21 protein-coding genes, 1 tRNA gene and 1 riboswitch are annotated in these 22,553 nt (G+C 51.3%); of the genes, 13 read left to right on the top strand and 9 right to left on the bottom strand.

Annotated elements, in window-relative coordinates; genetic code table 11:
* The first annotated feature begins 92 nt into the window (after positions 1-92).
* Positions 93-1,067: a polyprenyl synthetase family protein gene (locus LVJ85_RS02495; RefSeq protein WP_115135079.1), complete on the top strand. Its 975-nt coding sequence runs from the start codon at positions 93-95 to the stop codon at positions 1,065-1,067.
* Positions 1,068-1,080: 13 nt separating this feature from the next.
* Positions 1,081-1,155 (top strand) — tRNA-Arg (locus LVJ85_RS02500).
* Between the two features lie 45 nt (positions 1,156-1,200).
* On the opposite strand, the gene LVJ85_RS02505 is transcribed toward LVJ85_RS02500, so the two are convergent.
* A complete protein-coding gene (locus LVJ85_RS02505) occupies positions 1,201-1,881 on the bottom strand; it encodes a 7-cyano-7-deazaguanine/7-aminomethyl-7-deazaguanine transporter (protein WP_244741185.1) in 681 nt (226 codons plus the stop codon).
* Positions 1,882-2,008: 127 nt separating this feature from the next.
* A complete protein-coding gene (gene queF, locus LVJ85_RS02510) occupies positions 2,009-2,485 on the bottom strand; it encodes a preQ(1) synthase (protein ID WP_115135075.1) in 477 nt (158 codons plus the stop codon).
* 3 nt (positions 2,486-2,488) lie between these two features.
* Positions 2,489-2,533, bottom strand: a riboswitch (PreQ1 riboswitch).
* A gap of 858 nt (positions 2,534-3,391) precedes the next feature.
* Between queF and LVJ85_RS02515 the strand changes: the two genes are divergently transcribed.
* The 3 genes from LVJ85_RS02515 to LVJ85_RS02525 are packed head-to-tail and all read left to right on the top strand — an operon-like array spanning position 3,392 to position 5,563.
* Positions 3,392-3,883, top strand: coding sequence for a MarR family winged helix-turn-helix transcriptional regulator (locus tag LVJ85_RS02515; RefSeq protein ID WP_054599653.1), 492 nt, complete (start codon positions 3,392-3,394; stop codon positions 3,881-3,883).
* A gap of 58 nt (positions 3,884-3,941) precedes the next feature.
* A complete protein-coding gene (locus tag LVJ85_RS02520) occupies positions 3,942-5,357 on the top strand; it encodes an efflux transporter outer membrane subunit (protein ID WP_244741187.1) in 1,416 nt (471 codons plus the stop codon).
* 59 nt (positions 5,358-5,416) lie between these two features.
* Positions 5,417-5,563: a lipoprotein signal peptidase gene (locus LVJ85_RS02525; protein ID WP_244742960.1), complete on the top strand. Its 147-nt coding sequence runs from the start codon at positions 5,417-5,419 to the stop codon at positions 5,561-5,563.
* 64 nt (positions 5,564-5,627) lie between these two features.
* Here LVJ85_RS02525 and rsmI read toward each other — a convergent pair whose 3' ends face one another.
* On the bottom strand, positions 5,628-6,497 hold the full coding sequence (rsmI, locus tag LVJ85_RS02530; protein WP_244742963.1) for a 16S rRNA (cytidine(1402)-2'-O)-methyltransferase: 870 nt from the start codon (positions 6,495-6,497) through the stop codon (positions 5,628-5,630).
* 51 nt (positions 6,498-6,548) lie between these two features.
* Here rsmI and LVJ85_RS02535 point away from each other — a divergent pair, with 51 nt between their 5' ends.
* The 8 genes from LVJ85_RS02535 (at position 6,549) to LVJ85_RS02570 (ending at position 15,110) form a co-directional block, all read left to right on the top strand.
* A complete protein-coding gene (locus LVJ85_RS02535) occupies positions 6,549-6,896 on the top strand; it encodes a YraN family protein (protein ID WP_085363548.1) in 348 nt (115 codons plus the stop codon).
* A 3-nt stretch (positions 6,897-6,899) separates the two neighbouring features.
* Positions 6,900-7,493: a phosphoheptose isomerase gene (locus LVJ85_RS02540; protein ID WP_244741189.1), complete on the top strand. Its 594-nt coding sequence runs from the start codon at positions 6,900-6,902 to the stop codon at positions 7,491-7,493.
* Positions 7,494-7,585: 92 nt separating this feature from the next.
* Positions 7,586-8,191 (top strand): BON domain-containing protein, encoded by a 606-nt coding sequence (locus tag LVJ85_RS02545; protein WP_115135067.1) that lies wholly within the window; start codon positions 7,586-7,588, stop codon positions 8,189-8,191.
* 106 nt (positions 8,192-8,297) lie between these two features.
* Positions 8,298-8,930, top strand: a complete 633-nt coding sequence (locus tag LVJ85_RS02550; protein WP_244741191.1) for a hypothetical protein — start codon at positions 8,298-8,300, stop codon at positions 8,928-8,930.
* Between the two features lie 59 nt (positions 8,931-8,989).
* On the top strand, positions 8,990-9,814 hold the full coding sequence (map, locus tag LVJ85_RS02555) for a type I methionyl aminopeptidase (protein WP_255733900.1): 825 nt from the start codon (positions 8,990-8,992) through the stop codon (positions 9,812-9,814).
* Between the two features lie 261 nt (positions 9,815-10,075).
* Positions 10,076-10,372: a DNA-binding transcriptional regulator gene (locus LVJ85_RS02560; protein ID WP_054599660.1), complete on the top strand. Its 297-nt coding sequence runs from the start codon at positions 10,076-10,078 to the stop codon at positions 10,370-10,372.
* 130 nt (positions 10,373-10,502) lie between these two features.
* Entirely contained in the window at positions 10,503-12,179 is a 1,677-nt protein-coding gene (locus tag LVJ85_RS02565; protein WP_244741193.1) for a formate--tetrahydrofolate ligase, read from the top strand.
* A gap of 105 nt (positions 12,180-12,284) precedes the next feature.
* The gene (locus LVJ85_RS02570) at positions 12,285-15,110 is read left to right on the top strand and encodes a valine--tRNA ligase (protein WP_244741195.1); all 2,826 of its coding nucleotides are present in this window, start codon (positions 12,285-12,287) and stop codon (positions 15,108-15,110) included.
* Positions 15,111-15,378: 268 nt separating this feature from the next.
* On the opposite strand, the gene secB is transcribed toward LVJ85_RS02570, so the two are convergent.
* From secB to LVJ85_RS02600, 6 genes are all read right to left on the bottom strand, one after another.
* A complete protein-coding gene (secB, locus tag LVJ85_RS02575) occupies positions 15,379-15,813 on the bottom strand; it encodes a protein-export chaperone SecB (protein ID WP_085356032.1) in 435 nt (144 codons plus the stop codon).
* Between the two features lie 54 nt (positions 15,814-15,867).
* Complete coding sequence (gene grxC / locus LVJ85_RS02580; protein ID WP_244741198.1) at positions 15,868-16,134, bottom strand: glutaredoxin 3; 267 nt, start codon at positions 16,132-16,134, stop codon at positions 15,868-15,870.
* A gap of 189 nt (positions 16,135-16,323) precedes the next feature.
* Complete coding sequence (gene recJ / locus LVJ85_RS02585; RefSeq protein WP_244741200.1) at positions 16,324-18,039, bottom strand: single-stranded-DNA-specific exonuclease RecJ; 1,716 nt, start codon at positions 18,037-18,039, stop codon at positions 16,324-16,326.
* A gap of 302 nt (positions 18,040-18,341) precedes the next feature.
* The gene (gene ccsB / locus LVJ85_RS02590) at positions 18,342-19,541 is read right to left on the bottom strand and encodes a c-type cytochrome biogenesis protein CcsB (RefSeq protein ID WP_244741202.1); all 1,200 of its coding nucleotides are present in this window, start codon (positions 19,539-19,541) and stop codon (positions 18,342-18,344) included.
* A 70-nt stretch (positions 19,542-19,611) separates the two neighbouring features.
* The gene (locus LVJ85_RS02595; RefSeq protein ID WP_244741205.1) at positions 19,612-21,630 is read right to left on the bottom strand and encodes a cytochrome c biogenesis protein ResB; all 2,019 of its coding nucleotides are present in this window, start codon (positions 21,628-21,630) and stop codon (positions 19,612-19,614) included.
* A gap of 166 nt (positions 21,631-21,796) precedes the next feature.
* The gene (locus tag LVJ85_RS02600) at positions 21,797-22,420 is read right to left on the bottom strand and encodes a cytochrome c (protein ID WP_244741207.1); all 624 of its coding nucleotides are present in this window, start codon (positions 22,418-22,420) and stop codon (positions 21,797-21,799) included.
* Between the last annotated feature and the right edge of the window lie 133 nt (positions 22,421-22,553).

Here is a 22,553-nt window from a genome sequence, read left to right on the forward strand (position 1 = left end):
CGGTGCAGCGTCCGGCCTTTGCTGCTATAATCGCGCGTCGTAATATTTCGCAGTCTTTTCTCAAAGTTTTACACTCAAAGCCATTTAATATCATGTTAGATAATCTGCCTTATTTCCAACGCCATCTGAACGATGATCTTGCTAAAGTCAATGTAGTCGTTAATCAGGCTGTGCAGTCTGAAGTTGCGTTAATTTCCCAAATCGGTACTTATATTATCAGTGCCGGCGGGAAGCGCTTGAGGCCGATTATCACGATTTTGGCAGGCAAGGCTTTGGGTTATGACGATCCTAAACTGTATTCTTTGGCTGCGATGGTGGAGTTTATCCATACATCGACTTTGCTACATGATGATGTGGTGGATGAGAGTGAGTTAAGACGCGGCCGGCAAACGGCGAATAATCTGTTTGGTAATGCAGCTGCTGTCTTGGTAGGCGACTTCTTATATACCCGTGCATTTCAGTTGATGGTCGGCTCCGGCAGTATGAAGATTTTGGAAGTGATGGCCGACGCCACTAATATTATTGCTGAAGGAGAGGTGATGCAGCTGATGAATATCGGCAATACCGATATTACTGAAGCTGAATATGTGCAGGTTATCCAATATAAAACGGCTAAGTTGTTTGAAGCGGCTGCTCAAGTTGGCGCGATATTGGCTGGTGCTACGCCTGAGCAAGAAAAGGCGTTGAAAGATTACGGTATGTATGTCGGCACGGCTTTCCAAATTATTGATGATGTTTTGGATTATTCGGGCAATGCCGATGAAATCGGTAAGAATGTAGGCGATGATTTGGCGGAGGGTAAGCCGACGTTGCCGCTGATTTATCTGATGAGGCAGGGAAGTGAGCAGGTGGCGCAAGATGTGAGAGAAGCCCTGCAAAATGCCGATCGGGGTTCTTTCGATAAAATTTACCGTCACGTTGTTGCATCGCAGGCTTTGTCTTATGCTGCGGAAGAGGCAGCTAAGGCAGTGAAGAAGGCTGTCGCTTGTTTAGATGTGTTGCCGGATAATGAGGTAACTCAAGCAATGCGGGCGCTGGCCGAGCAGTCGCTGGCAAGGGTGTATTGATTGTTTCTGTAAACCCGCTGTAGTTTAATGGATAGAACGTATGCCTCCTAAGCGTAAAATACAGGTTCGATTCCTGTCGGCGGGGCCATGATGAGAAAGGCCGTCTGAAATTTTTCAGACGGCCTTTTTGTATTTATGGTTTTTGTGAGGCTAAGCGCTGGGTGGTTTGTTGTTCGTTTAATGTAGTCAGTTTTTTGGTCAATATGTTTAAAAGCACGCCGTAAGCCGGTAGGAAAAACAGGGTGCAGATGACCAGTTTGAACAGGTAATCGACAAACGCAATTTCAGGCCAGTTGGCAGCCATAAAGGCATCGCTGCTGGCGTAAAAAGCAATGCTGAAAAACACGACGGTATCGATTGCGTTGCCTAAGAATGTGGAAGCGGTGGGTGCTATCCACCAAGATTTCAGTTTGCGCAATTTGTTGAATACAAATATATCTATTAGCTGGCCGACAGCATAGGCGGAGAAGCTGGCCAATGCGATACGGCCGACAAAGCTGTTGAACGAAGCGAGTGAAGCCCAGCCTGTCCATGTTCCGTCTTGAAAGAGTACGGAGAATAAATAAGATAAAGCCAGCGCAGGCAACATGACCCAAAAAATGATTCTTCTGGCGAGGCGCTGTCCGAAAATCCTGACGGTAAGGTCGGTTGCCAAGAAGATAAATGGGAAGGTAAACGCGCCCCATGTGGTATGGAATCCGAAAATTTCAAAGGGGAACTGCACCAGATAGTTGCTGGCGGCAATGATGGTGATGTGAAACAGCGAAAGCCAAACCAAGGCTTTCTGTAATTGTGCGGAGCTAAATGAGTACATTCGGTCATTCTTTCGTTGCTTGTGCAAAAACAAATATGCAGTATTCAGACGGCCTCTGAAGACGCGCTTTGAATCGTCAAGGGATTCAAAGCGACGTTTCAGTAAGGCTTTTTAATATTTCAGGTTCTTATAGAGAAGAGTCGTGAGAGAACAGGCGTTTTTTCGCCAGTTGCTCAAACTCAGTGTTAGGTTTGCCGTAGTTGGCAAAGGGGTGAATGGCAATGCCGCCCCGCGGAGTAAATTCTCCGAATACTTCTATGTATTTCGGCTGCATCAGTTTGATCAGGTCTTTCATGATGATGTTGACGCAATCTTCATGGAAGTCGCCGTGGTTGCGGAAGCTGAACAGATAAAGTTTCAGTGACTTGCTTTCCACCATTTTGATATCCGGGATATAGCGGATGTAGATGGTGGCGAAATCAGGCTGGCCGGTCATGGGACACAGGCTGGTAAATTCGGGGCAGATGAATTTGACGAAGTAATCGTTGCCGGGATGTTTGTTGTCGAATGCTTCAAGCACTTCGGGGGCGTATTCTGTTTTATAAGATACGTTTTGATTGCCCAGCAAAGTAATGCCGTGCAATTCTTCGGTATTTCTGGTCATGAATATTCCTTAGTTTTTTAATGTGGGAGGTTTTCGAACCACAGGGAAAGATCAGGGGCTGGATTTTAATACATTAAATCAAAATTGTATGCTTTATTTGCACTTTGCTTAGGGTTATTGGGCGAATCGTGCACAAAAGAAAAGAGATGGGAGACGGATATATGGTGGCATTCAAGCCTAGTGAGCTAATGTCTTGGCGGCATGTAATCGAATGCAAATAAACAACATCCTAAAGAAAATGTTTTTTTAAACAAGTTGTTGTTTGCGTCAAAGTGTTGGTGGGGCGCTAGAGGCTTCGTTTAAAAAAATTGAGATCTTCGCAAAGCCTTTATTCACAGTGTATTTGGCTTATTTATGCGCTCTTTGATAGGGTTTTGCGGATGAGTCCTGTTTGATGCTGTTTAACTTTACATGACCTTGATACATAAGCAATGCACGGGATTTAGCGCATGCTGTAAATATTTTACAGATTCGGCCGTCCATGCATTATGCGTAAAGAAATGTTTTTTTGCGAACTATTGCATAGAGGTTGCACTCTAATCGCTCGATTGCTGGAATCTGAGCAAAGTGTAAGTTCATTTAATTTCAAACTGTTTTGCTTTTTTGATAAACACAAAAGCAATATCGGATTACGGCTTCGGGCAGCTTGCATATGGGCTTTTATTTTAAATGGTTTTTCAGTTTATTTTTATGCCAAATGCAATCCGTTTGTTGAATGGTTAAACCGATTGTCAATTTTTTAAGAAATTATATACAGCTGGATTAAAATAAAAATACCTTGATACAAGATGTATTGATACGTTCAGCGAAGAATACAGCTTTTGCCGTATTTTAAAAGAAGATGGCTTCATATAACTTCTAAAATATGATGCTGCTTGAATAACATCACCGAAGAAGAGAATGTAAATGAGTTTTTCACAAGCCGAATTGGTTAATGCCTTACGTTTATTGTCAGGGCGTTTGCCAGAATTTTCCGAGCAACAAACCCAATCCGGCCGTTTGTTGCGTGTAGTTACCGAGCGTTTGAGCAGCCATTTGAATGACAGCCTGAAAGAGTTTGGCATCAACGAAAACTTGTGGTTTGCCATGATGGCAGTGTATGTCAGCCCCAATAGCGAAATTTTGCCTTCACGCTTGAGTGATTTGATGGATTTGACCCGTACAAGCGCTACCCGTTTGTCTGACGAAATGGTGGAGCGCGGTTGGGTAGAGCGCCACATCAATCAGCAAGATCGTCGTCAAATCGTGTTAAAATTGACGGCCGAAGGCGAGGCGTTCATCCAAAAGATTTGGCCGCAAATCTCCAGCAGAAGCGGCGAAGCTTGGGAAGACTTTACCAATGAAGACTATGCCCAGCTGCAACACCTGTTAGGCAAGCTGTTAACCAAACTGGGTTAATCAATAAGTTGGCTGCTTGGCATGGTAGTTGCGTAGTGGCAAGCAAAGCGGACAAAATATGAATTCGACTATTATTGCGCGTAGTTTGGCTGTTTGTGGCTTATTGGTCATTGCAGCCTGCGCGCCATTAGGTAAACAAGCGCCGTTGGAACAACCAACGGCGTATTCGTTATCTCAAGGAAGCTCCACCAAAGAGGCGCGAGATGCTTGGTGGACTCAGCTTCGTGATCCTAAATTGGATACTTTGGTTTCTTTGGCAATTGAACATTCTCCCCGCCTTAAGGTTGCTAAAGCCCGTTTTGCCCAAGCCCAAGCAGAGCTGGGTGTGAAGCAGGCGGCGGATCAGTTTCAGTTGGGCATTACTGCTCAGGGAATCGGTGCTTATGTTACACCCAAACCGTCTTCGAGCCGGTTGGATACCGACCGCACGCTGCTTTTGGCCAATACGGCACTTCAAGGCAGCTGGGCATTTGATTTTTGGGGTAAAAATCAGGCGCGTATCCGTTCTGCTTTAGGTCGGCGCCAAGCTGTGGCTTATGAAGCTGCTCAAACGCGCTTGGAGATTGCCCATGCGGTGGCTGCTCAATATTTTGCTTGGCAGGCGTTGGAGGCTCAGAAAAATCTGATTGAAAACAGAGTGTCCGTTGCGGAATCTTCTGAAAAGCTGCTGAACAGCCGTGTGCAGGCGAAAATCCTTCCCGCATCATCACTGTATCAGGCGGAATTGGCGAAGAACCAATTGCAATTGGAACTGTTGAAGCTGGAAAAAAACATCAGCAATATCCGGCATAGTTTGGCGGTGTCTGTCGGCAAAGCGCCGAATGCTTTGGACGGCTGGACGCCGTCTCCAATGACAGCAGTTCCGGCATTGGCCGTCAATCAGATTAAGGCTGACCTGTTGGGGAAACGCCCCGATATTGCTGCACAACGTGCATTACTTGAGGCGCGCGGCGAAGATGTTCGTGAAGCGAAAGCAGAGTTTTATCCGAATATTGAATTGAAATTGCTGGCAGGTTTGGCGCATGTGGATGCTTTTAATGTTGTGAAAGGCAAAAGTTCGGCGATGCTCGGTGTGTTGCCGGCATTGAATTTGCCGTTGTTTACTTCAGGCGCGTTGCAGTCAAAACTGGCAGGACGTCATACCCAATTCAACGAACAGGTTGCGCTATACGATCAAACGGTTTTGAATGCGATGCGTTCTGCTGCGGATGCGGTGGCGGATTACCAAAACTTGACCAAGCAGGGTGTATTGCAGCAAAGGATGGTTGAGATTTCAGGCAAGGCTGAGGCCGCTGCGGCGCGTCGGGTGCGTGCGGGGTTGGAAAACGGTCTTACGCATTTGGCAAAGCAGGACGAAACCTTGCGTTTGAAAATACAGTTGGCTCAACATCAGGCCGAATGGTTGACGGCATGGAGCAATGTTCATGCGCAATTGGGCGGCGGGTTTAGCCGGCAATCTGAATATAGCAAATAAGCTTTGAGTTTCTGCTGAGGTATTGCAGCGTTTCGCTTCAAAGAGAGCGATTGAGACCTTTGCAAAACCCCCATCTGCGGCGTATTTCTGCGTTGTGCGCTGCTCGCTCGTTTGCCTATCTATATGATATGTCTGCACTCGCTGTGCTGCTACGCCTTGAACTGCAGCCACATCTGAGGGTTTTGCAAAGGTCTCCGATTGTATAAACCGCTTTATAGTTGTATTTTCAGATGGCCTCTTAAGATTTGAGGCCGTCTGAAAAAAATGGATTTACTTCCAAGTCAATGCCAAATCATATAAGGCTTTTTTGCTTTCACCGGTAATTTTGGCCGCTAAATCCGAAGCCTGTTTGGTGGGGAGTTCGGCGGCTAAAATTTTCATAATGTTCTGTGCGTTTTCCGATAGATCACTACTTTTTTCTTGTGCATCGGGGTGCAGCACAATCACCATTTCTCCGCGGCTTTGGTTGGCATCGTTGTTTAAGGCCGTCTGAATATCGAGTACGGTTCCGCTCAAGAAGGTTTCGAAAGTTTTGGAAATTTCCCGTGCCAGCATGATTTTGCGGTTGGGAAACAGTGCGGCCATGTCGTCTAAAGTGGCGGCAATACGGTGCGGCGTTTCAAACATCACGACGGGAAAATCCACATCCGACCATGAGGCCAGCAGTTTCCGGCGTTCGCCTGCTTTGGAGGGCAGGAAACCATTGAAATAAAAATCGGCTTCAACCACACCTGCCACGCTCAACGCGCCCATCACTGCGCTTGCCCCCAAGACGGGTACAACTTTGAAACCCGCATCACGCACCCGCTCGACCAGCTTGGCACCGGGGTCGCAAACCGCTGGAGTGCCGGCATCCGATACTTGGGCGACAATCAGGCCGTCTGAAAGCGCTTCAATCACTTTGCCCGCCATGTGTTGCTCGTTGTGTTCCCGCACGCTTAATAATTTGGACTGTATGCCGTAAGCGCTGAGCAATTGCGCGGTAACCCGCGTATCTTCGGCGCAGATAAGGTCGGCTCGCTGCAAAACGGCGAGGGCGCGCAGGGTAATGTCGGCCAAATTGCCGATGGGCGTGGCCACAACGTATAATGTTCCGGCGGAAATGCTGTCGAGGGCTTTTTGATAGTGTTTTTGCATCATCATAATAAACGGCCGTCTGAAAAGATGAGCATTATAACGGGGATACACAATATGCGCTTAAACCATAAAGAAGGGGCGAGGGGTGAAGATATCGCTCTTCGTTTTCTGCAACAGCACGGCTGCCGGCTGATAGCACGCAATTGGCACTGTCCGTTTGGCGAAATTGATTTGATAGTCAAAAACGGTAACATGATTCTGTTTGTTGAAGTAAAATACCGCGCAGGACAAGGTTTTGGCGGTGCGGCATACAGTATCACGCCGTCCAAAGTTTTGAAATTACGAAAAAGTGCGGAACATTACCTGCAACAGCACGGTCTGAGCCATGCGCCATGCCGTTTGGATGCTGTTTTGATTCAGGGAAACGATGAGCCGCAGTGGATCCACAATATTACAGGTTAACCTATGACTGCTTTACAAGAACGCGTTGCCGCCCATTTCGCCCAAAGTATCGAAGCCAAACAGCAAGCTGCCGATATTTTGAACGAGCCTACTGCCCAAGCGGCGGAATTGATGCTCCAATGCCTGATGAACGACGGCAAAATTTTAGCGTGCGGCAACGGCGGTTCCGCCGCAGATGCCCAGCACTTCGCAGCAGAAATGACCGGCCGCTTTGAGCGTGAACGCATGGAGCTGGCCGCAGTAGCGCTGACTACGGATACGTCGGCCTTAACCGCTATCGGCAACGATTACGGCTTTGACCATGTGTTCAGCAAACAAGTGCGTGCGCTCGGCCGTGCAGGCGATGTGTTGATCGGCATTTCAACCTCCGGCAATTCGGCCAACGTTATCGAAGCCATTAAAGCCGCGCATGAGCGCGATATGCACGTGATTGCCTTTACCGGCAGAGACGGCGGAAAAATAGCCGGTATGTTGAAAGACAGCGATATTCTGTTGAACGTGTCCCATCAGCGTACTGCGCGCATTCAAGAAATCCACATTCTGCTGATTCATGCCCTGTGCGACTGTATCGACAGTGCCTTGCTCGACGGTATGTAATCAAGCTTTACCGACATTTCAGACTGTTGTTTTTCAGACGGCCTCAAAGCTGAAAAGGCCGTCTGAAACCTATCAAGAAAGGATGCTTAACGATGAGTATCAAACGATACGCCAAAACCCTGATTGCCGCTTCCGTTACCGCAACCGTATTGAGCGGCTGCGTGGGCGTTGTTTTAGGCGGAGCAGCCGTGGGCGGCGCGGCGGCAGTTGACCGCCGTACCGTCGGCACGCAAGCCGACGACAACGTGATGGAAGTGCGGATTAAAAACACAGCGATGACTTATCTGCGCTCCAACAATAAAAACGCCAACTTCCATCCGAAACTGTCGGTAGTCAGCTACAACCGCCACATCTTACTTTTGGGTCATGTTGCCACCGAAGAAGAAAAAGCGTTTGTCGAACAAGTAGCGCGCGCGGAGCCGTCTGCCCAGCAAATTTATAACTACATCACTGTATCTCCACAGCCCAGAACATTCGGCGCAATTACCGATGATACATGGAGTACGTCGAAAGTACGCACTACACTGCTCGGCATTCAGGGCGTAATCCCCAGCCGCGTAAAAATCGTCACTTACGACGGCGTAACTTATGTGATGGGCATTTTGACACCTCCCGAACAAGAAGCCGTAACCGAACGCGTCAGCACTACCGTTGGCGTGAAAAAAGTGGTAACTCTTTATCAAAATTACAATAAATGATAAGCTAAGCCGCTGTGACCGCATTTTATAGCGGCATTTAGTTATCGTTTTAAAGGCCGTCTGAACGGTTCAGACGGCCTGTGTATGAAGTATCAAAGAGAAGCCAATGAACAATCAAAAATCCACCTCGCGAAGCAAAAAAAGCTCCGGCCTGAAATCCAAGCCCCTTTTGGTTACCTTGTTTGCCGTGGCGGTGGGTGCAGTATGCGGTGCCGTGATCGGACTGATGCAGACTTCAGTGCATTCCGATGCAAACGCCCGCGCGGCAGCATCGGCCGCTAAAGACGGAACAGTTGAAGTATGGGCGCCACGCGGCGCATCGGCACCGGCGGTAGCAACAGAGCCGGTGCAGCAAGCTCCCGTTGAAACGGCAGAACAGCAAAAAATGGAAGAAGCCGCACAAGCGTCGGAACCTGATGCACAAGCCGAAATCGCGGCGGCCAGCAGCCCCGCAACGGCAGAAAAGCCTCAAAAAACAGCTTCAAACCGTGTACAGCGTAAGAAAACCGTGCAGAAAAAAGTGAACGAAGCCGAAACCCAAGCTGCCGCTCCGGCAGAAACGCCTGCGGCTCCGCCTCAAGCCAAAGCCCCTGAAACTGCCGTAACCTCGGCAAAAGCTGCGGATGAAGCGCCTGCCGCACCGCAACCCAAGCCGCAACCGGCACCGGAAGAGCCGGTAGTGGCGAAAGAGCCGCCGCGCGAACCGCCTAAAGCAGTCGTCACCGACAATTTGTTTTAATCAAACAGCAGCGTGAGTTGTAAAATAATGCAGCATATTTTCAGACGGCCTTTCGAGTGTTGACCGAAAGGCCGTCTGAAATTCAGACACAGAAAAAAGGAAAGCCGATGGCGATTATCATCAAAACAGCCGAAGAAATCGAAAAAATGCGCGAGCTTGGCCGCTTGGCCGCCGAAGCCTTGGATTATATCGGTCAATTTGTCAAACCCGGGGTAACGACCAATGAGCTGGACAAGCTGGTTCACGATTACCATATTGAAGTGCAGGGCGGGTATCCTGCGCCGCTACATTATGGCAACCCTCCTTATCCAAAATCCTGCTGCACCTCGGTCAATCATGTGATCTGTCACGGTATTCCCGATGATAAACCTTTGAAAAACGGTGACATTATCAATATAGACGTGACCATCAAAAAAGACGGTTTTCATGGCGACTCCAGCCGTATGTTTGCCGTCGGCCAAATCAGCCCGCAGGCGCAACGCCTGATTGACGTAACGCATGCCAGCATGATGGCCGGTATCGAAGCCGTGAAGCCCGGTGCAACCTTGGGCGATATCGGTTATGCCTGTCAGCAAGTGGCTGAAAATGCGGGTTATTCCGTTGTTCAAGAGTTTTGCGGCCACGGTATCGGCAGAGGCTTTCACGAAGAGCCGCAAGTGCTGCACTACGGTAAAAAAGGGCAGGGGCCTGTATTGAAGCCGGGCATGATTTTTACGATCGAGCCGATGATCAACCAAGGCAAACGCCATTTGCGTATTTTGGCCGACGGTTGGACGGTTGTTACCAAAGACCGTTCGCTTTCCGCACAGTGGGAACATGAGGTTTTAGTGACCGAAACAGGCTACGAAATACTGACTATCAGCCCCAAAACAGGTAAACCTTGATTTCGTTACGTTTTTTTTTGTAAATTATTTGGTATTAGAATGTTTACTTTAAAAAATAACTTATTGTTTTTAAAAGGTTTGATTAATTAGGTGTTACGTTTATCGTTTTTTTCGACCGCTTGATGAAAAATGAAATTAAACTTATCCTGAAATTGCTGTCTAAGCGTTTATACTTATCTGAATATAATATTCTCATGCCGGATATTATGACGGGATAAGTGAGTTGCCAGATTGAGCTTTACAACTAAAGAAGGGAATTTCATGAAGTCGTTCGAGAAAATCGAAAACATCCGCGATATCCGCAAGAAACTCGGTTTAAACCAAATGGATTTTTGGAGCCGTATCGGTGTAACCCAATCAGGTGGTTCACGCTACGAGTCAGGCCGCAACATGCCTAAACCTGTGCGTGAATTGTTGCGTTTGGTGCATATCGAAAAAATCGATTTGGCAAAAGTAAACCGTGATGATCTCGCCATTGCTTCGCTCCTGAAAAGCCGCCAGCCGGATTTATACGCATCTTTGAAAAAAGAAGCCAAAGCCGAAGCGAAAAACAAATGAGTAGAGACCGAACGGCTGCCCGTTAGAATGCTAACGGGCAGCCTTTATTTCGGCCGTCTGAAACGCTGATAGCATGCCTGCTTTATCCGTTATAATACCGCCGTTACCAACCTATCCACAGGAAACCGTTATGAGCTATAAAACCGATGCCGAAATCGCCCAAGCCGCCGCAATACGACCGATAGGCGAGATTGCCGCCAAACTCGGCTTGAACGCAGACCAATACGAGCCTTACGGCAAATACAAAGCCAAAATCAATCCGGCCGACGCATTCGCCCTGCCCAAAAAACAAGGCCGTCTGATTTTGGTAACGGCCATCAATCCCACACCGGCGGGCGAAGGCAAAACCACCGTTACCATCGGTTTGGCCGATGCCTTACGCCATATCGGTAAAGACGCGGTAATTGCTCTGCGCGAACCTTCTCTCGGCCCTGTGTTCGGTGTGAAAGGAGGCGCAGCGGGTGGCGGTTATGCCCAAGTGCTGCCGATGGAAGACATCAACCTGCATTTCACCGGCGATTTCCATGCCATCGGCGCGGCCAACAACCTGCTGGCCGCCATGCTCGACAACCATATTTACCAAGGCAACGAATTGAATATCGACCCCAAACGCGTGCTGTGGCGGCGCGTGGTTGATATGAACGACCGCCAGTTGCGCAACATCATCGACGGCATGGGCAAGCCTACCGACGGCGTGATGCGCCCCGACGGTTTTGACATCACCGTTGCCTCCGAAGTGATGGCTGTGTTCTGCTTGGCCAAAGATTTGGCAGATTTGAAAGAACGCTTGGGCAATATCCTGATTGCCTATGCCAAAGACGGCAGCCCCGTTTACGCCCGAGACATCAAAGCGCACGGTGCAATGGCCGCCTTGCTGAAAGATGCGGTTAAGCCCAACCTCGTTCAAACCATCGACGGCACGCCCGCGTTTGTGCACGGTGGCCCGTTTGCCAACATCGCCCACGGCTGCAACTCCGTGATTGCCACCCGCTTGGCCCGTCATCTGGGCGATTACGCCGTTACCGAAGCCGGTTTCGGCGCAGACTTGGGTGCGGAAAAATTCTGTGACATCAAATGCCGCTTGGCAGACATCAAACCCGATGCCGCAGTTGTCGTTGCCACCGTACGCGCCTTGAAATACAACGGCGGCGTAGAGCGGGCGAACTTAGGCGAAGAAAATCTGCAAGCATTGAAAAACGGCCTGCCCAACCTGCTGAAACACATCAGCAACCTGAAAAACGTGTTCGGCCTGCCGGTGGTGGTCGCACTGAACCGCTTTGTTTCCGATACCGATGCCGAGCTGCAAATGATTCAGACGGCCTGTGCCGAGCAAGGTGTAGAAGTCGCCCTCACCGAAGTATGGGGCAAAGGCGGCGCGGGCGGTGCCGACTTGGCGCATAAAGTCGTCAACGCCATCGAAACCCAGCCCAACAACTTCACATTCGCCTACGACACCGATTTGGGCGTGCAAGACAAAATCCGCACCATCGCCCAAAAAATCTACGGCGCGGCAGATGTCGATTTCAGCACCGAAGTCCTTGCCGAAATCGCCTCATTGGAAAAATTGGGCTTGGACAAACTGCCCGTGTGCATGGCGAAAACCCAATATTCACTAAGCGACAACGCCAAGCTGCTGGGCTGCCCGAAAGATTTCCGCATTACCGTGCGCGGCATCACCGTGTCCGCCGGCGCAGGCTTTATCGTCGCCCTGTGCGGCAACATGATGAAAATGCCCGGCCTGCCGAAAGTGCCGGCCGCCGAGAAGATTGACGTGGATGAAAACGGCGTGATTCACGGGTTGTTCTGATATTGAGTTTTAGTATATGAGGCCGTCTGAAAGATGTTATTCAGACGGCCGTTTGCGTTATAATCCGCCGATTAAACATTTATTTTAGCCAATACGAAAAACATCATGCTAGACAAATATAATCCCGCCGAAATCGAAGCCAAACATTATCAAAACTGGCAGTCTCAAGGCTATTTCCAGCCGGATATGGCCGCAGCAGAATCGTTCTCCATCCAGCTTCCACCGCCCAACGTTACCGGCACTCTGCACATGGGGCATGCTTTCAACCAAACGATTATGGACGGCCTCACGCGCTATTACCGCATGAAAGGCCGCAATACCTGCTGGATTCCCGGCACCGACCACGCCGGTATCGCCACGCAGATTGTGGTGGAGCGCCAGTTGGCCGAAAAAGGCGTTTCCCGTCATGATTTGGGACGCGAAGCCTTCCTTGAAAAAGTGTGGGAATGGAAAAATATGTCCGGCGGCACAATCACCGAACAAATGCGCCGCATGGGTTGTTCGGCCGACTGGAGCCGCGAATATTTCACGATGGACGACACCCGCGCCGAAGTGGTTACCGAAGTGTTCGTGCGCCTGTTTGAGCAGGGCTTGATTTACCGCGGCAAGCGTTTGGTGAACTGGGATCCCGTGCTCGGCACCGCTGTTTCCGACCTTGAAGTGGAAAGCGTGGAAGAGCAGGGCAGCATGTGGCACATCCGCTATCCGTTGGCGGAGAGGCCGTCTGAAAGCGTGATTGTGGCCACCACCCGCCCCGAAACCATGTTGGGCGACGTAGCGGTGGCGGTTCATCCCGAAGATGAGCGTTACCGCCATTTAATCGGTAAAGAACTGGTGTTGCCGCTTACCGGCCGCACCATTCCCGTGATTGCCGACGAATATGTGGAAAAAGATTTCGGCACCGGCTGCGTGAAGATTACGCCCGCGCATGATTTCAATGACTACGAAGTCGGCAAACGCCACGATACGGCTTTAATCAATGTGTTTGATTTGGAAGCGAAAGTTTTAAGCCAAGCCGAAGTATTCAACTACAAAGGCGAGGTTCAGACAGGCATTGCTTTGCCCGAAGCCTATGCAGGTTTGGACCGCTTCGCCGCCCGCAAGCAAATCGTAGCCGATTTGGAAGCGCAAGGTTTGTTGGTGGAAGTGAAACCGCACACCTTGATGACCCCGAAAGGCGACCGCACCGGCAGCGTGATCGAGCCGATGCTGACCAGCCAATGGTTTGTGGCGATGAGCGCGAAGCCCAGCGGCGGCGAACCGGCTGGCAAGTTTGCCGGTATGAGCTTGGCCGAAAAAGCCAAACACGCCGTAGATTCCGGCCAAGTGAAGTTTATCCCCGAAAACTGGGTCAACACTTACAATCAATGGATGAACAATATCCAAGATTGGTGTATTTCGCGCCAACTGTGGTGGGGCCATCAGATTCCCGCTTGGTACGATTCAGACGGCCGCGTTTACGTTGCCCGCAATCAGGAAGAGGCGGAAAAACTGGCAGGCAAAAGCGGTTTAACCCGCGATGAAGACGTGTTGGATACTTGGTTTTCGTCTGCGCTGGTGCCGTTCTCCACTTTGGGCTGGCCGTCTGAAACCGAAGAATTGAAAGCCTTTTTGCCGAGCAACGTATTGGTAACCGGCTATGAAATCATCTTCTTCTGGGTGGCGCGCATGATTATGATGACCACCCACTTCACCGGAAAAGTACCGTTTAAAGACGTGTATATCCACGGCATGGTGCGCGATCACGAAGGCAAGAAAATGTCGAAGTCCGAAGGCAACGTGATTGATCCTGTGGACTTAATCGACGGCATTGACCTCGAAAGCCTGCTGGTGAAACGCACCACCGGCCTGCGCCGCCCCGAAAAAGCGCCGCAAGTGAAAAAAGCCACCGAAAAGCTGTTCCCCGAAGGCATTCCCGTATTCGGCACCGATGCGCTGCGCTTTACCATGGCGAGCTATGCCAGCCTCGGCCGCAGTATCAACTTCGATTTCAAACGCGCCGAAGGCTACCGCAATTTCTGCAACAAGCTGTGGAACGCCACCAATTTCGTGTTGATGAACACCGAAGAGAAAGACTGTGGCCAAGACGAAACTCTACCGTTGGCGTACAGCTTCGTCGATCAGTGGATTATCGGCCGTCTGCAACAAACCGAAGCCGCCGTTGCCGAAGCGTTCGATACCTACCGCTTTGATTTAGCGGCGCAAACGCTGTATGAATTCGTGTGGAACGAATATTGCGACTGGTATATCGAGCTGGCGAAAGTGCAGCTGCAAACCGGCTGCGAATCCACCCAGCGCGCCACCCGCCGAACTTTGGTGCGCGTGTTGGAAGTGGTGCTGCGCCTGATGCACCCGATTATGCCGTTCATTACCGAAGAGCTGTGGCAGGCCGTTGCGCCGCTGGCGAACGCCAAGAAAACCGACAGCATCATGCTGGCTGCTTGGCCGGTTGCCGACAACGAAAAAATCGTGCCCGCCGCGTTTGAAAAAATGGCCGCACTGCAAGACTTAATCGGCGCGGTGCGCAATCTGCGCGGCGAAATGGGTTTGGCGCCGAGCGTGAAAGCACCGTTGTTTGTCGAAGGCGGCAAAGACTTGGAGGCCTTGCTGAAATACGTGCCGATGATGGCGCGTTTGACCGAAGCCAAGCTGGTCGACAAACTGCCCGAAAGTGAAGACGCGCCGGTGGCCGTTTGCCAAAATGCGCGCCTGATGTTGAAAGTGGAAATCGACAAAGCCGCCGAAACCGCCCGTCTGAACAAAGAAGCCGAGAAGCTGCAAAAAGCGTTGGACAAACTCAACGCCAAGCTCAGCAAACCCGGCTACACCGACAAAGCCCCTGCGCATCTGGTCGAAAAAGACCGCGCGGAGCTGGCCGATTTGGAAGACAAAATGGCGAAAGTACAAGCGCAACTGGCTAAGTTGAAATAAAAGCCGGTGTTTAGTAAGAGGCCGTCTGAAAAACCGCCAGCGGGTTTTCAGACGGCCTCTTGTTTTTGGCAGGGGCTGTTTTATCCGAGTTGTGCCAAGGTCTCAGCCTTGCTTAAAGATTAACGATTTGTTTTGGTAGGCCGTTGAATTGGCTGCTCGATATAGCAAATAAAGCAAATAACTGTTTGCCGTCAGCTATCCGATATAACAAGAGGCCGTCTGAAAATTTTTCAGACGGCCTCTTGTTATATCAGCGACAAGTTGCGGATTACGCGTTACCTTCTTGTGCTTGTTGGTACATCGCTTCGAAGTTGATCGGAGCCAGCAGTACGGGCGGGAAGCCTGCGCGGGTGATGGTGCTGGAAACGGCTTCGCGGGCGTATGGGAACAGGATGTTCGGGCAAGCAACGGCCAGCAGCAGTTTAACGTCTTCTTCAGGGATGTTTTCCAAACGGAAGATACCGCTTTGAGATACTTCGTTGAGGAACATCACGCGGTCGTTTTCCAGCTTGGCGGTAACGGTAACGGTAACGGTAACTTCGTGGAAGCCTTCTTCCAGTTTGGCGCTTTCGGTGGAAACGCGCATATCGACTTCAGGCTCGCCTTGCTCCAAGAATACTTGAGGCGCGTTCGGCACTTCCAAAGACATGTCTTTCACATACAGTTTTTCGATGCTGAATACGGGTTGCAGTTCTTCGCTCATGGTGGTTCTTTCTTTTAAAAGTTATGCCGCGCGGGGCGCAGCGGGAAGGGAAGTTTATTCGTCGCCGCCGTGCAGCAACGCTTTCAGTTCGCCGCGCTGGTGCATGGCGTATAAATCGGTGAAGCCGCCTACATGGGTGTCGCCGATGAAAATCTGCGGCACACTGCGCTGGCCGGTGATTTGCTGCATTTCTGCAAAATCGGCGGGGTTTTTGTCGACGCGGATTTCTGTAATTTCGGTGATGCCTTGCGATTTCAAAAACTGTTTGGCCATGGTGCAGTAGGGGCAGTAAGGGCCGGTGTACATGGTAACGGGCTGCATGGTTTGTGTTCCTCGATGTGTTTGGCGTGTATCTTCCGAACTATATGGGCGGCAAGGTGTTTTTACAAGGGTGTGGCTTGATACTGAGGCCGTCTGAAAAGTTTTAGTGAAACTCGCATAGTTTGCTTTGGCGAAACCCGCAGGCTCGTTTTAGCGAAACTCGCAGGCTCGTTTTCAGACGGCCTGATCTTATGCGGCTTCCCAATAGTCGATATAAAGCTGCAATTCGATCTGGTTGCGCCATTCGTTGGCCACGGGGCGGTACACGGTGCGGATGCGTGCGGGGATTTCTTCGGTGCAGCGCCAAAACATCGCTTCAAATTCATGGCCTTCTTTGCGCAGCCACACTTTTTTGTGGTTCACACCCATGGCTTGCTGGCGGATGACGGCAAATTCGTCGGTAAAACTCGGCGGCGCGAAGCCTTGTCCCCACACTTGGCGGGCGAGGTTTTGCGCCTGCGTGAGCGTGATGTCGGCGGCGGGCAGGCTGCCGTCGGTGATGTAGGTTTGCGCCAAGTCGTCGGCGTGGATCAGTTCGCGCACGGTGTGTTCGAAGGCCGTCTGAAACGCGGCGATGTTTTCTTCGCGTATGCTCAAGCCTGCGGCCATGGCGTGTCCGCCGAATTTCAGAATCATGTCGGGATGGCGTTTGCTCACCAAATCCAATGCATCGCGCAGGTGCAGGCCGGGAATGGAACGGCCGGAACCGCGCACTTCGCCGTTGTCTGCGGGGGCGAACACGATGGCGGGGCGGTAGAAGCGGTCTTTCAGACGGCTGGCCACGATGCCAACCACGCCTTGATGGAAGTCGTCGCGGTAGGCCACCAGCGTGGTTTGTCCGTCGGGGAGGGAATCGGGGAAGGCGTTGAGCGCGTCTTGCAGCATGGATTGCTCGATTTCGCGCCGCTCGATGTTCAAATCGTTGAGTTGGGCGGCGAGGCTTTGCGCTTCGGCTTCGTTGTCGGCCAGCAGACAGGCAATGCCGACCGACATATCGTCGAGCCGACCGGCGGCGTTGATGCGCGGGCCGAGCGCGAAACCCATGTCGAACGGCTGCGCTTTGCGCCAGTCGCGCCGCGCCACTTCAAATAAGGCGCGGATGCCGGGGCGCATTTTGCCTGTACGCATCCGTTTCAAGCCTTGCGAAACGAGAATGCGGTTGTTGTGGTCGAGCGGCACGACGTCGGCAACGGTGCCGAGTGCCACTAAATCCAAGAGTTCGGCCAGATTCGGTTCATTGAGGCCGTCTGAAAGCGGGTTTTCAGACGGCCTGAACCAGCCGCGCTGCCGCAGTTCGGCGCGTAAAGCCATCAGCACATAAAAAATCACGCCCACACCCGCGAGACTTTTGCTGGCAAAGTTGCAGCCGCGTTGGTTGGGGTTGACGATGATGCAGTCGGGCACGGTTTCGGCAGGCAGGTGGTGGTCGGTAACGATGACGTCCAACCCCAATTCTTGCGCGCGCGCCACGCCCGCCAAGCTGGCGATGCCGTTATCGACCGTTACCAGCAGTTTTACTTTTTGCGCGGCAGCCAGTTCCGCCAATTCGGGCGTTAAACCGTAGCCGTGCTCGAAGCGGTTGGGCACCAAAAAGTCTACTGCCGCGCCCATGGCCGACAGCCCTTTGATGCCGACCGTACAGGCGGTTGCGCCGTCGGCATCGTAGTCGGCCACGATTAAAATGTTTTCCTGCCGTTGTATCGCATCGGCCAAGCGCACGGCGGCTTCGGTGCAGCGGGTGAGGCTTTGGTAGGGCAGCAGGGCGGTGAGTTTGTCGTCCAACTCGGCAGGGGAGGCTACGTCGCGGGCGGCGCACAGGCGGGCGAGCAACGGGTCGGTGCCGGCCTCGATGAGAGTGCGGCAGATGTCGGGATTAATCGTGCGGGTTTGGATTTTAACAGCCATGAAGATGATAACCGTGTGAAGTCATGAGCAGCCTTGATAAACCGCTGTGGTGTAGGGTTGAGACCGTGTTTGCTTGCGGCGGTTTGGTCAGGGTTGCTATTTTGTGTTTTTTAATTTTGTGTTTCGGCAGGAACAGCATTTCAGACGGCCTCTATATTCTGCCCAAAATTTAGGCAATATGTTGGCAGGCAGGATAGTGTGCCGCTTCGTCCGATTGCTTTGAAAAAAGCCGGGCTATGGTGCAGAAAGGTGCGGTTGATGAAACCGTGTCCCGCTGCCATGTTGCCCGGCTTTCAATGATGTTAGAGCGTTCCGTAAGAGTGCAGGCCGCTCAAGAACATGTTTACACCGATAAAGGCAAAAGCGGTAATAAACAGGCCGATAATCGCCCACCATGCCAAGACTTTGCCGCGCCAACCGGCTACAAGGCGCAAGTGCAGCCACACGGCGTAGTTCAGCCATACGATAAATGCCCAAGTTTCTTTCGGGTCCCAGCTCCAGTAGCGGCCCCACGCGTCTGCTGCCCACAGTGCGCCGAGAATGGTGGCGATGGTGAAAAACAGGAAGCCGACGGCAATCGATTTGTACATCACTTCTTCAATGGCTTGCGATTCGGGCAGCCAAGATTTCTTACCGGCATTTTCGTTGCGGATGGCCAGCAGTTCGGCCACGCCCAACATGGCGGAAATACAGAATGCGCCGTAACCGATAAAGTTGGCCGGTACATGGATTTTCATCCACCACGATTGCAGGGCGGGAATCAGCGGCTGAATGGCATGGGCTTCGCGCGATACGCTGTACCACAACACGAACACAACCACGACGGACATAAACGACAGCACGAACCCGCCGAGCTTCTGCATGGCGAATTTGGCTTCGTAATACAGATACATCAGAGCGGTGATTACCAAGAAGAGAATGAAGACTTCGTACAGGTTGGATACGGGGATGTGGCCGGCATCGGGGCGGAGCAGATAGCTTTCATGCCAGCGTACGAGCAGGCCGGTAAGGCCGGCAAGCGCGGAAACCCATGTCAACACGCTGCCCATGCCCAGCAGGGTGTTGGTGGGTGCGTTTTGTTTGCGGGCAATCAGTGCGCCTGCAATGTAGCAGAAGAGGGCGAAGAATACGGTTGCGCATTGCCACATGATGGCAGACTGGCTGCTGAGAAAGTATTTCAGCAAAAAGCGGTCTGCGTGGGCAATGTCGCCCGCGTAGAGTTGGACTGCGCCGTAAGCCAGCAGCACGGAAGCAACGGTAAAGCCGCGCAGGGGTTTGAAAAACCAGCCCAAAAGGATGGCACCGGCGGCACTGCCCCACAAAATCACGATTTCGTAAATGTCCATGCGGTGGCCGATATGGAATTGCGCGAAGACGGCGGTCATGGTGATGAGTAAGGCAAACAGCCAATCCCAGCCGTTGAGACGGCGCAAAAACGACTTGTGGGTCAGCAAGGTGTGTTGGTGTGGTAATTTATCCGCACCGCGTATGGTGTGGTTCATGCGTATGTTCCTTCATAATTCAGCCTGTTTGTTTTCAGACGGCCGTCTGAAAAAGTTCTTACACCGGCTGCTAGATGTTTTTGTCCAAATCTGATGACAATGTTGCCAAATCCTCTGTATGTTTGGGAAATTCTTTTTGTAAATCACGTTCATTGCGCGAAGACGACATGGAAAAACGCACGCCGTCTCGGTCAAACAGCAGCCATGCGCGTTTCTCGCGGATGTAAAACATAAATACTGTGCCCAAAACCAGCAGCACCGAGCCCAAATACACCAACGATGCACCCGGAGAGCGGGTCATTTGCAGGCCGGAAGAGCGTACTTCTTTATAGCCGTTAAGCTGGAGCAATACCGGAGAGGGGTATTCGGTCAGGCCGGTGTAGGCGTCCATGCTGTGCAGCAGGAAGCGGTTTCGTTCCACGCCCTGTTTCCACTCGGGCAGTTTGTGGGTGGTAATGGTTTCATCCAAGATCGAATTGAGCGCGCCGTATAAAATGCGGTAGAAGAAATCCTGCATTTTGTCGCGTTCGGCTTCGGGCACTTTTTGTTCGATGTAGTCGTTCAGTGCTAAATAGCCTCCTTGTGCAAACAGGGCAAGCGTGTTTTCTACGGCCAAGCTGAATCCCGAACGCACGTTTTCGGGCGCGGCTTGGGCAGACGCTTCAATCACGCGTTTGCGCACGGCAGGGTCGTTCAGCAGTTCGCGCCAAGCCATAAAGGTGTCGATGCTGCCTTCTTTGTCGGCAGGCAGGCGCAGCCAGCGGTATTGCTGATCCAGCCCTGCACGGGTGCCGGTGATGAAGAAATAGTCTTCTTCTTGTTTGACGGGCAACATATAGTTTTTGTATTCAACGGCTTGTCCGGCTTTGTCGCGGATGCGGTAAACGATGGATGGGCCGATGTTGGTGAACTTTTTGTCTTGCTTAACGCTGCGTACGTCGTTAATGGCCGTCTGAAAACCTGTTTTGTCTTTTGCGGGTGCGGCGCTCATGTCTTCGACGTTCATGGCGGTAAACTGGTCGAATTCCAGCCGGTATTGCTTGCCGTCTAGGTCTAATGGAAATTCACGCATCGAAACGGCATCCATCATGGCCGGTTGGCGGTTTTTGCCTGCCAGATTCCAAGCTTTCAGTTTTAAGTCGGAGCCGCCGTCGGCAAAGCTGGCCTGATAGATGGTAATGCCGTCCACCGTAAGCGGGTGGTTGACGCGGATGGTTTTCTCAATCACTTCGCCGGTGGCTTTGTCGGTAACCACTAAATCGCTGGCGAAATCTTTAGGCATGCCGGTATTGTAAAAGTCGATATGAAATTTTTTCAGGTGTACGGTAAACGGCAAATCCTGTATCAGCACGCCTTTGTCGGCATTCAGAAAAACCACGTCGGCTTGTTGGCCTTCGGTAATGTTGACGTTGCCGCGAAACGAGATATTGCCGCTGCCCAGCGTGCTTTCGGGTTTGAAATCTTTGGCGAACACCGATTCGTTATCGGGGACGATTTTGCCGGTGAGCATGCCGGCTTTCAGCAGCAGGTTGCTGTCGATCAGGCCGCCCAAGCAAATCACGATAATGGCGGCATGGGCAAAAATGTAGCCCCATTTGTTCATCGCCCCTTTTTTCGCGGCAACCAGTACCGAACCGTCTTCACGCTCAACCGTTTTGCTGCTGAATCCCTGTACTTCCAAATAGCGAGCGGTGATTTCGGGGGAAATGCGGCCTTCGAGCATGGTGGTGTGCTTCATTGAAGACAAAGATTTTTTGGTGGCGTTCAACCGGAAAGACTTCATTTCGCGCACAAACGGCGGAATGTTGCGCCACAAGCACAAGCCGGTGGACAGCACCAGAAACAGCATAATCAGCACAAACCAACCGGAAGCGTAAACATCAAACAAGCCTAAGAAACCGAAAATTTCCGTCCAAAACGGGCCGAATTTCACTACATAATTGACGGGCGGCTGGTTTTGCTGGAGCACCGTGCCGATAATCGATGCGATACCCAGCAGGCTGAGCAGAGCCACGGCAAAGCGCATGGAGCTGAGAAATGCAAACCATGGGCGGCGTATAAACGGAACGGAAGTTTTGGGTTGGGCCATAAGGTTTTACCGGTGATCAGTCAGTGAAGCGGATAAAAGCGTTATTTTGAAAAGAAAACTCAAGCAAATGAACTATGTAAAGATAATGAAGCGACATGGCAGCCGAAGGCCGTCTGAAAACATGTTCTTTCAGACGGCCTCCGCAAAAACACTCGACGGCAATATATTAATGCAGCCCTTGAATAAAGTTGGCAACAGCATTCAACTCTTCGTCGGTCATGCGGCTTGCGATATCGTTCATGATATTGTTTTTGCGTTGGCCGGATTGGTATGCTTTCATTTGGTCGACAATATAAGCTTTGTGCTGGCCGCCCAAACGCGGGTAGGCCAAAATGTCGGTGCCGCCTGCGGGAATACCGGCACCATTGGGGCCGTGGCAAGACATACAGGCAGGGATTTTCTTGTCGGCCAAACCGCCGCGGTAGATTTTCGCGCCTAATTCGGGATTTTCTTTCGGATTGGTTTCGCCGGGTTTGGGGAATTGGGTGGCGTAGAAAGCGGCTACATTGCGCATATCCTGATCGGAAAGAGAGGCAACCAGCGGTGCCATGGCCGCCGCTGCACCGGTGGTACGTTTGCCTTCTTTGATTTCTTTGGTTTGGGCAAAAATATATTGGGCATGTTGGGCAGATAGTTTGGGATACATTGCAATACCGCTGTTACCGTCGGCAGCGTGGCATGATGCGCAAATGGTGGTTGCAATTTCTTTGCCTTTGGCTATGTTCGCTTTAGGCGCGGCTGCTACGGCGGTAACAGCTAAAGCCAGACCCAACAGGGTAAAACGTTTCATGGAAGTGTGCTCCTGAATTACAGCATTACGATATGGTTTCGCAATGCCCTTTACTATACTCAACACGGGCTGGTAGCGGCCCGACTAAACCGATAACTTTATAATCGTGGTATTCTATACCAAATTCACACAA

Source organism: Neisseria sp. Dent CA1/247 (assembly GCF_022870825.1).
Classification (GTDB): domain Bacteria; phylum Pseudomonadota; class Gammaproteobacteria; order Burkholderiales; family Neisseriaceae; genus Neisseria; species Neisseria zoodegmatis.